This is a genomic window from Dyella terrae (genome assembly GCF_004322705.1).
GTDB classification, from domain to species: domain Bacteria; phylum Pseudomonadota; class Gammaproteobacteria; order Xanthomonadales; family Rhodanobacteraceae; genus Dyella_D; species Dyella_D terrae.
On the sequence record NZ_SIZZ01000003.1, the window covers coordinates 180,466 to 193,608 of the forward strand.

Sequence of the window (13,143 nt, forward strand, 5' to 3'; positions counted from 1 at the left end):
AGTCCGTCCCCATGAGTCGCCGCCTCGCCGTTCTGCGCAGCATCACCATCGTTTCCGTGTCGAGCTACATCGAGTACGCGCTCGGCCTGGTGATGAGCGTGTGGATCGCGCGCGCGCTGGGGCCGGCGGATTTTGGTCGGTACGCCTTTACCGTGTGGCTGTGCAGCTGGCTGATCACTTGCAGCAACCATGCGCTGACGACCTCGTCGACCAAATTCATTGCCGAAGCCGAGGGTGCGGGCAGCATGAGCGTGGCTTCCCACCTGGCCGGCAATCTCAATCGCGTGCAGCACGTCAGTTCGATGATCGTGATGGCGGGCTTCCTGGGTGTCATCGCCATCCTGCAGCCCGTCGAATGGCGCAGCAATCTCTTCCCGGTGATCGTGCTGGTCGTTATTGCCACGGTGGCCAAGGCCAACTTCGCCATGACGGTGGCGATCGAGAAGGGCCAGGAGCGTTTCGAGCCGGAAGCCATCTCCACCGTGCTGACCGGATTCATCGGCATTGCACTGGTGACCGTGGCGACGGTCTTCCACGCGGGGCTGCTGGCGTTTGTCGCGATCTTCGCGATCTCCCAGTTGCTGCTTAACCTGATCAATCGCATGGCGTTCCGGCATTTCTGCACGCCGTTCGTTGCAGGCCCCGTGCCCGGGGAAATGCACACGCGCCTGACGCGCCACCTCAAGCTGACGGCGGTGCTGGTGATCCTGGCGGCCTGCAAGGCGGGTACGGTGGAAGTGTTTCTGCTGAATACCTTTGCCACGTCCGTGGCGGTGGGTTTCTTCTCCATCGCCATCACGCTCACGCGCGGCGCGGTGCAGCTTTTCTCCGTGGGCCTGACCACCACCTTGTTGCCCTACATGGCCAAGACCTTCGGCGAAAAAGGCCAGGAGCACGCCGCGCGTTTCCTGTCCGAGGCGACGCGCTTTTACTGGGCCGTGGGGCTGATGATTGCCGGGCTGGGCCTGATCACGACGCGTCAGATCGTCACCCTGATGTACGGCACCAAGTACATCGACGCCATCCCCGCGATCGAAACCTTCCTGGTGCTGGCGGGCTTGCTGCTGCTGCTCAATGGCATCAGCGCCTTCCAGACCGTGGTCGACCGGCAGGACGATCGCGTGCGCATCGGTGTCGTCGCCATGGTAGTCAACATCGTGCTTGGCCTGATCCTTGTGCCGATGTTCGGCCTCAAGGGCGCGGTATTCACCTATGCCGGTACGCGACTGACCGAGCTGCTGATGTCGACGTACTACCTGCGACGCCTGGCACGCGGTGCCGTGCCGTGGACTGCGATGGCGCGACTGGCTGTCGTGGCGGTGTTGTCGACGGCGCTTGGCGTGGCCGTGGTGGAAGTCGTGCCCGGCCATTTCGGCTTCGTGGTGGGGGCGCTGGTATTCGTCGCCGTCTTCCTGCCTTGCAGCATCCTGGTGCGCTACTGGAATGAAGACGACCTGCGCCTGATCGGCAGCATCGCCGGTCGGCTGGGGGCCCCGGGGCGCATGCTCATGCGCGGGCTCTCCAGCCTTCAGCGCCACAGCGTCGGGAGCGTGCCATGAACATGCAGGTGGCGTGCGTGGCATCGGCGCAGGATCTGCGCGAGATCCACGATGAACTGGACGACCTGGCGCGCATGCCCGGCGCCGCGTCGGGGATCGTGCAGCATCCCGACTGGGCCCTGTTCGAACTGGAGAGCCGCGGCCCGGCGGCGAGTCTCCATCTTCTGGTAGTGCGCGACGAAGACGGTCACCTCACTGGCTACGCGCCGCTCATCGCCGAGAAACAACACGCACGGCTCACCGTGGCCGGGCGGCACCTGCCGCTCTATCACGGACGCGTGCTGCGTTTGCTTGGCGAAGGCGTCGTCGCCATGCCGGAGCATCGCGACGCCGTCGAGAAGGCCGTGGTCGACGCGTTGCGCCGCGACCGCCATGCGCACGTCCTGCGCATCGACGAAAGCAAGCTACCGAACACCTTCGCGCAGGCCATGGGCGAGGGCAGGGGGCGCTTTCGTACCGTGCACGCAAACCTGCTCGATCAGATCAACTGGGTGATCGACGCCCAGCCGACGGTCCATGCTTATCTGGCAACCCTGGGTTCCCGGCGCCGCAGCGACCTCGCCCGTCGCCTCAAGAACATGTACAGCAAGCTCGGCGACACGGCGCGCATGCGCGTCTTTGAAACGCCGGAAGAGATCGGCGAATACTGTGCCCTGCTCAACGACGTTTACGCACGCACCTGGCATGCGAAGGAGCGCCCGCTCGACTGGCAGCTGCTGCCGCGCATGCGTCTCTTCCACGCCCTGGCTCGCGCGCACCGCGTGATCGGCCATGTACTGATGGTCGGCGACCGCCCCATTGCCTATGTCCACGGCTACCGTCTGGGCAACCGCTACCAGTTCGACGACATCGGCTACGACGAGGCCTATACGGCGATGGGCGTCGGCTCTTCCCTCGTCTTCCAGACCATCCAGGACATCGTCGCCCGCTTCCCCGATGAGCCGCTGGATTTCGGCTACGGCGACAACGTGTACAAGCGCGTCTTCTCCAATCGCGACGTGCCTTGCGGGTCGCTCTACCTGGTGCGTGGCGTGGTGCCTATGCTGCGGTTCCAGGTGGTGGGGCCGGTGCGTTGGTTGTACAGGAAGGTGCGCAAGATGGTGAAGAAGGACGTGGGGAAGGCGGTCCCTGCCTGACGCAGGGCGATCGGTCAGCAAGCGCTGCGGCTTCTTGCCTGACGTCATTTCAGGGGGCGCTGCGCGCGGCCGTTCCGCACGATGGGTAGCCTGTCAGGGCTAACGTCCAGAGCCGTCGCGCAAGCCAAATTCACTGAGTAGGCCGTCCGCACCCGACGATTCGTCCACCGCGATGCGCCGCCACCGCACTGGCCTGGAGTGACGAGACTAGGCACTATGGGGGCCAGGACGGGCGCCCTTGCGGCGCTCCACAACCCTTGGGGGAGGGACTATGCAGTGGAAGCAGTGGATAGTGCTGGCGTGCGCCGGCTTGGCCATGGGGGCCTTCGCTACCGAGCCCAAGTTTGAATTGTCCCGCGATGCGGGGTGGCGTGCGGCCATCCTCCGCGGCGACACCCGGCTGCTGCCGCCCCCGGAACGCAGTGCCGTTGCCTACGCCATCGACCTGGGCTACTTCGATGTTGCCCTGTTGCGACTGCGGCAACCGGGCGTAAGCGACGAAGAAGGCCAGCAGGCGCTTTATGGTGCCATCCAAAACGGCAACGAGAGTGCCATTCGACTGCTGTTGGCAGCGGGTGTGTCTCCCGATGCTCCTTACCAGGGCTGGTACTTCTTGCCGGAAGCGGCGAAACACGGGCGCATCGACCTGATGTGCCTCATAGCCGACTACGGCGCCCATGTCAGCCTCCGAAATACAAAGATGGGCAATGTGCGCCTGGCGCTGGTGGACCGCCATATCGACGCCGCGATGCTGCTGATGCAGATGGGCTATCAGCCGGACAAGGACGAGATGGACGGCGTGCGCAAGATGGGCGCGCGCGCTGGCACCAGCGATTTGTACGAGGCTGTACTCAAGACGACGGTCGATCCGGTTCGGGTAGCCGAGCGTTGTCGCAACGCGGTAAGCCCTGCATAAGATCCAGACGGCAAGGGTTGGCCATGGCGTCGATCCGAGTGGCGGAAGCCAGGCAAACAGGGAGCAACAGCCATGCGAAGGTTATTGGCGGCGGTCGTGCTATGTGTTCTTGCCATCGGCGCGCGCGCACAGGCGTGCGAGATCAAGAGCATGACGTTTCCTGTTCCCTACTCGGAGCTCGTGGCCGTTGCACCAGACGGGCAACTCCCTCTCGACAGCTGCGCCTGGTTCTCGGTTGAGAAGCTATCTGACCAGGCACCCCAAGGCATCGCCGAGGCCGCGGATATGATCATTGAGATCATGCCTCATTGGATGCAACTTTCACTTCAGAGGCCGCACAGAGACTTCACTTGCATGGTCTCGGTCAATGACCGCGATTTCGTATCCATCCTGATCGGTGCTCAGCTGGAGTATTGGAGAGACCGGGGCGGGAATACGCTGAACTGGTTGCCCGGTCAGGATGGCGATGACGTCTTGCTCAATGCGATCGATGATGAAGTCTGCCGAAAGGTGAGTCGCTCGCCTTCGGGCCCTGCGCCATGAAGCGCCCGAAGTCCAGCGTTCCACCCACGTTGCGCGCAACCATGGCTCGATGCTTCCTCGAAGCGTCGTGCTATCTCGAGGAGCTGGGCGCGATGGAGGAGGCAATATCTCTCCTGCGCCGCGCCGCTTCCATGGGAAGCGTGGAGGCGCAGGTCAATCTTGGCGTTGCCTTCTCATACGGCATGGGCGTCGATCAGGACGAAGGGATATCACGCCAGTGGCTGAAACGCGCCGCGCAGGCAGGGAGCTCGCAGGGTGCGCACAACCTCGCCTTGAGCTATCTCGAACACGATGACCCGCGTTGGGCGATTTACTGGTTCAAGCGGGCTGATGCGCTTGGGGATGAGGATGCGCGGGCGTATCTGGATGCGTTGGAAGGGGTACGTGGATGAACGAGTTTGCCTGTCGGCAAGGAGCCGCCATGACTTACTTCGGTTCGCTGCGTTTCGCAGTATTGATCTTGCTCACACTGGTCCTGGCGTTGTCTCATGCCAGTACCACACCGCAGATGTTTCCCAAGGGCATCAAAGGCCTCGTCGACGTCCATAGCTATGTCGCGCGCGTCCATATCGAACGGGCAACGCTGCTTGGCAATCACCGTGTTTGCTATGAGGTGAGCACGACCACCGAGTACAAAGGTAAGGCAGCGAACCCGGGCAAATTCATGGCGCTGGTGGGTGCGATGGTGGACGGTGACTACCTCATTGCCGGCGACCAGCTCGCCCAGCCTGACGAGGGATGCCAAGGCGCAAGCTGGGTTCGCAGCGACATCGGTACCGTGTTCTATCCCATCGTCCACGAGGATCTGCTGGAAGGCGGCAAGCCGTGGGTCATCATGAAAGGACTGGACCTTTACGGCGTCAAGGAAGCGGTGTCAGCCGACTTGTGCCGGGTGCAAAAGGGATCGGAGGAATTCAGGGTCTGCAACCTTTATGGTGATGTGCTGCCCTGGGGTTACGTCGAGCGTGAATTGCTCCGGGCGAAAGCTGCATCTGGCGACAGGAACTGACTGAAGATCACGACATGGGACAAAACACCGCTGCCCGCCTTCGGTCAAGGGGCGCACGAATCATCGCGATCACGTGGATCGCGATGATTCGTTTGGTGGGTATCTTCATGATCGACTTCTGGCAAATGCTCCCGCCATTTGTGACTTGCGGACTTGCCGTCGCGGAATAGCCGCACAAATCATTGGGTGACTTGTAGCCAGGTGCGCCGGGAACATTCGAATGTTCTTTAACATTCAAAGCAGCGGCGTAAGCTCGAGAGCTCCCGACATACAGCAAGGACTGAATCATGAAACAGTTTCTGGCGGTCTATCTCGGCAACGAAGCGTCGTTCAAAGCATCCGGATGGAATGACCTGAGCGAAGACGAGCGCAAGGTACGCGAGCAGGAAGGCATCAAGGCGTGGTCGGCCTGGGTGGAGGCGAACAAGGCATCCATCATCGACACCGGTGCGCCGCTGGGCAAAACGCTGCGGACATCAAAGAGCGGCATCGAAAGCACACGCAACAACCTCACGGCCTATACCGTGGTTCGCGCTGAGACACTGGATGCGGCGGCCAGGCTGTTTGAAGGGCATCCGCACTTTACGGTATTTCCCGGCGATGCGATTGAGATCGTGGAGTGTTTGCCGATGCCTGGGTGAGGAAACACTCTACGGACTGAGCAAACCATTCAATGCGGCAGCACCAAGCCTGTCGACCAGTGGAAGACAATGAAAGGCGTCGGACGGACAGTTAGGGAACGACCGATTGCCAAGGAGAGCAAGCAGTTTCCTATGCCCAGCAACCATGCCAAAGATTACCGGTTCATACTCTTTGTAGGATGGATTGCAATGAATAGTTCTCGCATTGCAAAGGCCCTTGGGTTGATGGTTCTGGCGTTCGGCCCGTTGTTCGCCGACGTCGCGCTTGCCCAATCCTGCCCAGAATCCATAGACATCACCGAGAGGCGACAGGAGCCGTCACCTGGTTGGGATGCCGCTGAAGCGAGGTCCAACAGACCATTGAGGGGTGTAATCATCGTTGAAGGCGAGTTGCATCAAGATCGCAGCGACAATGCGTCACTCAAGCCGGCAATCGACCGCGAAGGTCAAGCAAGCTGGAAATTCGTGGGACCCATAGGTGATGCTGAGCTTTGGATGCAATGCATCTATGAAGGATCAAAAATCCTATTGAGCAAAAGGATTGAGCCTCAAGTGCGGCAGTGCTCTGCGAAATGGACGAAGTCAACGACTGATGGAAGGAAGACGATGCAGGCGGCCTGCCAATAGTCGCATCGATGGGGGCTGAAGGGTCAGGAAACTTTTTGCCGGTCGACCGTGTGGTCGCATGTGGGTGTGCGGCCAACTTAGACCTGGATGCTTGCCCGAGATCGCTTCGGCCCCAAGGCCTGCTGCAAGAGCAGTGATCCGGCCCTGCGGTTTCCGGAATGGAGCGGCTGGTGATGTGAATGCACAGAAGATGAAGTGGCAAATGGACCGGCCAAGCTTTCGTAGTCACCTCTGTCGTTGCCATCCATTATGGCCTCAGATGTGTCTACGAAAGCTTGGCCGGTCCAGGAAAGTGTTCTGACCCCTTAGTTCCTGTCAGCCAATTCTTGTCGGAAAATTGTTCGGACCCCTTAGGTTCCGCATCGTGACAGTCGGAGATCCTCAGCAATGATCATAGGGATTGTATTTGCCGCGCTTCTTGCTGCTGCATCGCCGCCGCAATCCGGTCTCGAGTACCGATACGTCAACTTTGCCACGCCACAATCGTTCAATAACGGCCAGTCCGGCTTCGTTATCGATATGGTAGAGAGAGGTATTTCAGCAGGTCACACGTTTTCCACGTTCCGAAACTGCGAGCGTCCGTCAGACTATGTTTGTCTGTGGACCAACAATATCCATTTTGTCGTTCCCAAGGACAAGCTATATGAAGGGCGGTCCTGGATATCGGACGGTGATTCCTTCCATGTACTTGGAGAGGGAGTCATTCGGGTACTTGGTGTATCGCGCAGAGTGTGGTTTATTGCGTCTCGCCAAGAATTCTACAACGCAACATTCTCTTATTCAGATGACTTGGGACTTCTGGCCATGAAGTTCACTGATAGATCTACAGAGACTATCGAATACTACTTTGTGGAGGGTCAGAAAGGGTTTCCAAAGTAACTGGTCAATCTAAGGCGAGCAATCTAAGGGGTCAGAATAAGCCACCCCCGATATCTCGGACGGGCTAATTAAGCCACCGGCCGATTGTGCTCGTAGTCGACCGGCGTTTGGTAGCTGAGACTGCTGTGCAGTCGTTGCCGACCAAAGGGGTCAGAACCTGAGGTTTCCCCACGTTCCGGCAAGTCCTATCAACCAGATGCGATCACTCTGATTGGATAGAGTTGCGCGCATGGCGCAGTTGCAGAGTAATCGGCATCTCCATAATCATCGCGAGAAGATCTACGCCGACATGGCTCGCTGGCTGTTGCGTAGCGAACGCCATGTCATCGTGTTGAATGAGATGGCAGCGATGCCGTGAAACGTGGGGAAAGCTCAGGTTCTGACCCCTTAGTCGCTGTGAGGTGAGCATGATTGAGATCGACCTGGCCACACTCTTGAAAGCCCGTAATGCATATGAGGTCGAATTCACGTCGCGTGGTTTTGATCTCAGCAAATTGGAAGATCAGTTCGACGATCGGGTGTTGTCCCTGACATGTCACGTGTTCGTGGCCAATAGAGGAAATCAGCGATTTCAGATTAAGCTTCGTAATCATGGCGGTCACAGTGCATTCGCCATGACTAACGGCATGGATCACGAAATCGACCTGCTCCAGCTCATGGTTTCTCGAAATGACTTAATGGTCGAAGAGTGTGGAAATCTCTTCTCTAGCTGGGTTATGTATGGAACTTTGGGTGAGCCTACCGTTGCCCTCACCTCAATCTTCTCTGGCGAATGATCGAATTGTGGACCGACCACTCGTACTCGGCAGGGTGAGCCATCATCTCCTGGATTCCCCCGATGCTCAGGGCTGACGACTTGCCGACCGGTATGTACCAAACCCAGCTGCCACGGCAGCCCCCCAGCTGAGAGCCGGTAGGTTGGCGCAGGTACTTGCGAAAATGGTCGCCAATTCCCAATATGCCGCACGGGAGTGGATTACCGAGACTCGTCGTCTTAGGGAAGTTCTGCCCTTGAACTGAAATGGGGAAAACGTGAGCAGATTTCCGCACGGGTGCGCTCAATTGCGCGCTCCGGGCTCGTGCACGTCAACAAACGGCGCGGTGACGTCACGAGACGATCTGAAGCACAGGCTACTGCATTGAGGCGGATCATCGATGACGCAAGGAAAGCTTCGTCAACTGTTTTGTGTCGCTGCCGTACTTTTGGCTGGGTGTGCAGCCAATTCTAAGGAAGTTCGGGTTCACCTTATCAATGACGATGGCGGCTCTCCGAGCTTTCAGCAGGATGTTGAAGTTTATAGTTGGAAGACGAAGCACATATTTACCGCAGTGCGCTATAAGGTGACTGAAGGCCACGCCGATGAGAATGGCTACGTGTCATTTGAACTGGAGCCGCGCGGTACCTACGAGTTCTACTACAAGCCATGTCAATCGGCGAGCAAGTCGGCCTTCTATGTAGTTTCGCGCGAGCAGATGAAAGCCGCACCGTCAAGAACGTTTGATGTACCGATTCACTACAGTGAATCGGGGTGTACTGCTATCTGGCCGAAAGATCCGAGACTTGCGCCGGTAGCACCCGCATCCAGGCCATGAACTGAGTAAGGAGTCATCGCACTTTTCTGGGGTCTAGCGTGTGGCTGAGTCTGGATGGCGCGGCCAACTTCGGCCTGGATGGTTGCCTGAATTCGGTGCGAACCCACGGCCTCCTTCTGCAGAAAAGTGTTCTGAACCGCAATCCCCTTTTGAGAGGACGGATCGATTGCCATGAGTAACTCTTCCATCGCCAAAGTCCTTGGGCTGTTTGTTCTGGCGTTCGGTCAGATGTTTGCCGGCGTCGTGCATGCTCAAACTTGCCCTCAGTCGATAAGCGTCGCCGAGAAGCTACAAGGGCCAGAAAGTGGTTGGATGGCTGTTGAGCAGAAGTCAACTAAATCGTTGGGGGGTGTACAAATCATCTATGGAAAGCTGCGTCACGGCTCCGAAACCAATGCGATTCTTAGGCCGGATGTCGAAAAAGATGGTGAGGCAATCTGGAACTTTTCACGTCCCATAGGTGATGAGGAACTTTGGATGCGATGCTTCTATTGGGGATCGAACATTTCGTTAAGCAAAAGAATTGAGCCTCAGGTGCAGCGGTGTACCGAGCGATGGACTACCTCATCAAACAGTAGAGAGAAAAAGTTTCAGGTCAGCTGCCAGTGACTTAGTCTTGGTGCATGAGAGGTCACCAACTCGCGACCTAAGGGGTCCGACCTAAGGGGTCAGAACACATTTCAGTGGCGACCAACTGCCAATTGTTGGTGGCGCAGTAAGGCTAGGTCTGGACGGTTGCCCGAGATCGCTTCGACGCCAAGGGCTGCTTCTGCAGGAAGAGTGCTCTGACCCTTTAGTACCAAATAATGCACCTGCGCAATCTTTAAGCGATCATGGAGACCATACATAAGATGAGAATTCTTCCGATCGGCTTCTTGGCGTTGTTCGCCACGGTGGCACATGGAAGTGGTGAGCCGACGCTGCAGTTTCGATCTACTGTCGATACCGATCACGGGACATACCTGATAGATGTCGTACGTGAAACCGCTTCGCCAGGTCGCTCGCTGAAGATATCCTGCGAAAGTGAGTGCACGGAATCCGTGGCTTATCAGGAGGCAACCATCGATAACCCGGTCTATTTGATGGTGCCACGCGATGGACTCGATAGGGTCGTAACTCTTTGGACCACTGGTAGCGCATACCGAGTCAAGGTCTACAGTTTGGATGGAATAAGTATCAAGAAGGTGCTTGAGGCTGGCTCAAAATTCCCGCCGGACATTTCAGTGGATGACCAGGGGCGCGAGCGGATTTCCGTCCGCATTGGAAATGGCAAACGAACGACTTACGGATGGCGGAATGGGGCCTACGTGATCGTTCAATAGACACGGTAACGACCTAAGGGCTCGACCTAAGGTCTCAGAACACATTTCAACGGCCGAGCATCAGCCAATGGTTGGTCGCGCAGTCAAGTTGGGGCCGGATGGTCGCCTCGCATCGCTTCGACGCCATGGCCTGCTTCTGCAGGAAGAGTGCTGTGAGCGCTTAGGACTTACCCGGGGCATTGTTCAGCGTTCGAACGTGTGGCCGAGTCTGAATAGAGTGGCTAAGTTCGGCGTCGATGTTGACTCAAACAACTTTGATCCCAAACCTTCCTGCCGCAGAAAAAGTGATCTGACCCATTAGTTCGCGGCACTCAGTCCCGGGTACACGACCTGAATGACCTGATTCCTGGATTGTCAGACATCCTGAGCAAGGAGGATGTCCGACTTTGGTGGCGCATTTACGCAGGCTCATCCGAGAACTGCGCATCGTCGACCACGGATGTCGAGTTGATCTTGAGGCGCCGAGACGGTTGAGCCAACGTCGGTTCGTGGAACAGCATGTTTATGGGGAAAATTATGAAAGCGTCGATTTACGTAGCACTGCACCTGGCGGCGTGTTTTCCGCTATCGAGTGCGGCCCAGGATGCCCAGTGGGCGTGGACGTCCTCCGTCTCCTCCGGGGATGGCTGGTTCTCGGATTCCGGACACACAGACGTTGTGCTTGACGGTCAGCTACTGACAGCGCACCTGGTCTCATCGAGCAACGGCTTCGATCGCTACTTTGTGCAAGGCGTGGTGAAGAACGGGAAGTTCACGGGCACCGTCCAGGTTAACTACTCGGATATTGGGACGTATCAAGTGAAAGGCACCCACAAGGTAACGCATTGGAAAAGCTCGCCGGGTCACGGGCGCGAGGTCTTGGTACTGTCCGATGGCTTCGAAGTGTTTGCGTTGATGAGGAACTTCTAGCTTTCCGTTGATACCCCTGCGGCGCGCCGCCAAGTGGACATGCGTTGCTTGCATTGAAGATCACTACGCCAAGGTTTGGCGCCAACGATTCAACGCACATCAGGAGTGAAGCATGAATCGCCACGCTTTATGGGCGCTGACAAGTGCGTTTGCAGCCTCCGCTGCGTTCGGCCAAGGTCCATCCAGGATGCTGGCCACGATCGATGCTTGGCAATCGAGCCTCAAAGCTTGTGCGATTCGCGCCGAATACCACGGCGTGAAAGGCACTGACGGTGACGATGGCGGGCTTACTGTATCTATGGAAACGCCAGGATGCGCTCTGTCGGCGAATGATCCGCAGATCATCGAGGCACTCACTGCGAAGGCGCAAGCGCGTGGTTGGAAGGTTTCCAAACTACGCCGTATCTCATTGCAATCGGCGAGTACTTCCTACAACGCTGAGATCGGTGAGCTACTGAAGCGCAAACAGCTGTTCGCCAAATGCGACCGGCGCTACAGCTGTGAGGAGGCGCGGGTCGAAGTGCAGCAAGCACTGAATGCCATGGGTGCCTTCTCCGAGCTCAATCCCAGCCTGGCCAGGCATGGGTTGAAACTAGCGAAAATCTCTGTGGAGAATTTTTCGGTGATCAAGCAGGGGCCCGGCCCGCAGCTCCCTTCACCTGACCCCAGGCAGATGCCGTTTGGCTACAACTACGGTGGCCTTGTCACTCTTCATGTTCAGCCAGCGGCTAATGATTGATGCTGGCCCGCGTGTTTGAAGCTTGAGGCGCTGATGGAAAGCCTGGGTCGTGGCCTGCAAGCTTCAGGCCCAGCGTGACCTGGGCTGCCTGCACTTGCGCTGCAATTCCCATCACGTCCTACCCAAAACCCGGCTACGTCCTAACGACTTGCCGAGCGCTAGCTGTTAGGTTGTTTCCCGCTGCCTGCGGAACATGCTTCGACTAATCACAGGCAGCGCATCGCTCGAACCATGAAGCGATAAGACGCGGGCCAGGGGTGTAAGAGCACCACAAGGCCCGCTAACCACCACCAATATGAAAGGTATTGAAGATGGCTGAGCCGAAGTTTACGGCATTCCTCCCCGCGTCGCCCCCAACGAGCGACCACCTCACCGATCCCCGGAACGTCCGCACCCGCCGCCGACGCGGTTGACGAATGCGGCCGTGCGCCGCGCCCGGGTCGTTGAAGCGTCTTCGAGCAGATTCGTCCTATTAGCGGAGGACGGATGGCGGCCGGCCGCATCACTTCGACAACCAAACCTTCCGGTGCCTGGTCGCAGGCAGGCCGGTGAACCTTTGTGGTTCGAGTGATGTTTTCGCTGCAACAGCGGCGCGATCGTGCGTGCACATCGCGCCACACCTCACAAGGAGTTTGATCGTATGGACAGCAACGATGCGCCTGATGCGGGCGCAACCCGCAGTACCTTCACCGTCGACGAGCTGCTGGATGACACCATGGCCTGGCTGTATCGGATTCGCATGGTGGTGACGGAATCCAGAGAGGGCGTGCCGGACCGGCGCATGCCACATACCGCCAGAGTGCGCGTGAACCTTGAGAAGGTGCGCATCTTTGCGGACAGGGGGCTTGAGTGCGTCAAGTCGGCCCGTTTGCAGTTGGCGTCAAAGCAGGGTCTTCCGGGCATCGAGTAGAACCGCTCAATGTCGCGGGATGGTGCCGCGCGAACACGGAGAGTAAGCTGCAGCGGCCACCCAGGGGCCGCCGCTGTCCCAATCGAGCATCCATGTCCGATACGTATCTGGAACTAAGTGTCTGGCGCCGCATGGACGGCTTCGCCATCCGCTATCGCTGCCTCCAATGCCTCGACACCCAGAAGTATGGCGTGCAGAGCTCGGATTACTACTACGCACGCGACAAGGGCGCACAAACGTGGGCTTCGGATGCCCAGTTTGTCGAGTTGTTCCTCGATACCTCGCCGGCAGAGCGTTGCACCTGGTTCGTTTCACTGTCCGAGGCGATCGAGGCACATGACGCTACATTCGACCGCTGAG

Annotated in this window: 18 protein-coding genes; 17 read left to right on the forward strand and 1 reads right to left on the reverse strand. The window is 58.2% G+C overall.

The features are described from left to right. Nucleotides 1-11 precede the first annotated feature (11 nt). From EYV96_RS16260 to EYV96_RS16315, 13 genes are all read left to right on the forward strand, one after another. A complete protein-coding gene (locus tag EYV96_RS16260) occupies nt 12-1,559 on the forward strand; it encodes an oligosaccharide flippase family protein (protein ID WP_131152622.1) in 1,548 nt (515 codons plus the stop codon). Beyond that, complete coding sequence (locus EYV96_RS16265; RefSeq protein WP_131152623.1) at nt 1,556-2,695, forward strand: GNAT family N-acetyltransferase; 1,140 nt, start codon at nt 1,556-1,558, stop codon at nt 2,693-2,695. Before EYV96_RS16260 ends, EYV96_RS16265 begins: the two co-directional genes overlap by 4 nt. Nucleotides 2,696-3,011: 316 nt before the next feature. Next, on the forward strand, nt 3,012-3,611 hold the full coding sequence (locus EYV96_RS16270; RefSeq protein WP_165488709.1) for an ankyrin repeat domain-containing protein: 600 nt from the start codon (nt 3,012-3,014) through the stop codon (nt 3,609-3,611). A gap of 72 nt (nt 3,612-3,683) precedes the next feature. Beyond that, nucleotides 3,684-4,154 carry a hypothetical protein gene (locus tag EYV96_RS16275; protein WP_131152625.1) on the forward strand — a complete coding sequence of 157 codons (471 nt, stop codon included), beginning with the start codon at nt 3,684-3,686 and terminating at the stop codon, nt 4,152-4,154. 41 nt (nt 4,155-4,195) lie between these two features. Then, entirely contained in the window at nt 4,196-4,546 is a 351-nt protein-coding gene (locus EYV96_RS16280; protein ID WP_165488710.1) for a tetratricopeptide repeat protein, read from the forward strand. Further along, the gene (locus EYV96_RS16285; protein ID WP_131152627.1) at nt 4,543-5,163 is read left to right on the forward strand and encodes a hypothetical protein; all 621 of its coding nucleotides are present in this window, start codon (nt 4,543-4,545) and stop codon (nt 5,161-5,163) included. Before EYV96_RS16280 ends, EYV96_RS16285 begins: the two co-directional genes overlap by 4 nt. Before the next feature lie 287 nt (nt 5,164-5,450). After that, complete coding sequence (locus EYV96_RS16290) at nt 5,451-5,804, forward strand: hypothetical protein (RefSeq protein ID WP_131152628.1); 354 nt, start codon at nt 5,451-5,453, stop codon at nt 5,802-5,804. 132 nt (nt 5,805-5,936) lie between these two features. Then, the gene (locus EYV96_RS16295) at nt 5,937-6,431 is read left to right on the forward strand and encodes an STY0301 family protein (protein ID WP_131152629.1); all 495 of its coding nucleotides are present in this window, start codon (nt 5,937-5,939) and stop codon (nt 6,429-6,431) included. A gap of 387 nt (nt 6,432-6,818) precedes the next feature. After that, nucleotides 6,819-7,310, forward strand: coding sequence for a hypothetical protein (locus EYV96_RS16300; RefSeq protein WP_131152630.1), 492 nt, complete (start codon nt 6,819-6,821; stop codon nt 7,308-7,310). A gap of 229 nt (nt 7,311-7,539) precedes the next feature. Further along, a complete protein-coding gene (locus tag EYV96_RS19040) occupies nt 7,540-7,668 on the forward strand; it encodes a hypothetical protein (protein WP_276320324.1) in 129 nt (42 codons plus the stop codon). 49 nt (nt 7,669-7,717) lie between these two features. Then, nucleotides 7,718-8,086 carry an HPF/RaiA family ribosome-associated protein gene (locus EYV96_RS16305; RefSeq protein ID WP_131152631.1) on the forward strand — a complete coding sequence of 123 codons (369 nt, stop codon included), beginning with the start codon at nt 7,718-7,720 and terminating at the stop codon, nt 8,084-8,086. 379 nt (nt 8,087-8,465) lie between these two features. Then, the gene (locus EYV96_RS16310) at nt 8,466-8,903 is read left to right on the forward strand and encodes a hypothetical protein (protein WP_131152632.1); all 438 of its coding nucleotides are present in this window, start codon (nt 8,466-8,468) and stop codon (nt 8,901-8,903) included. Nucleotides 8,904-9,074: 171 nt separating this feature from the next. After that, nucleotides 9,075-9,512, forward strand: a complete 438-nt coding sequence (locus EYV96_RS16315; protein WP_131152633.1) for an STY0301 family protein — start codon at nt 9,075-9,077, stop codon at nt 9,510-9,512. Between the two features lie 71 nt (nt 9,513-9,583). Here the strand turns inward: EYV96_RS16315 and EYV96_RS16320 are convergent, their stop codons facing one another. Next, nucleotides 9,584-9,856 carry a hypothetical protein gene (locus EYV96_RS16320; RefSeq protein WP_131152634.1) on the reverse strand — a complete coding sequence of 91 codons (273 nt, stop codon included), beginning with the start codon at nt 9,854-9,856 and terminating at the stop codon, nt 9,584-9,586. A gap of 885 nt (nt 9,857-10,741) precedes the next feature. Between EYV96_RS16320 and EYV96_RS16325 the strand changes: the two genes are divergently transcribed. The 4 genes from EYV96_RS16325 to EYV96_RS16340 all read left to right on the forward strand — a co-directional run bounded on the left by EYV96_RS16325 (nt 10,742) and on the right by EYV96_RS16340 (nt 13,142). Further along, nucleotides 10,742-11,134, forward strand: a complete 393-nt coding sequence (locus tag EYV96_RS16325; RefSeq protein ID WP_131152635.1) for a hypothetical protein — start codon at nt 10,742-10,744, stop codon at nt 11,132-11,134. Between the two features lie 112 nt (nt 11,135-11,246). Beyond that, nucleotides 11,247-11,873, forward strand: coding sequence for a hypothetical protein (locus EYV96_RS16330; protein WP_131152636.1), 627 nt, complete (start codon nt 11,247-11,249; stop codon nt 11,871-11,873). 640 nt (nt 11,874-12,513) lie between these two features. Further along, the gene (locus EYV96_RS16335; protein ID WP_131152637.1) at nt 12,514-12,783 is read left to right on the forward strand and encodes a hypothetical protein; all 270 of its coding nucleotides are present in this window, start codon (nt 12,514-12,516) and stop codon (nt 12,781-12,783) included. Between the two features lie 92 nt (nt 12,784-12,875). Further along, on the forward strand, nt 12,876-13,142 hold the full coding sequence (locus EYV96_RS16340) for a hypothetical protein (RefSeq protein ID WP_131152638.1): 267 nt from the start codon (nt 12,876-12,878) through the stop codon (nt 13,140-13,142). Nucleotide 13,143: the final 1 nt, after the last annotated feature.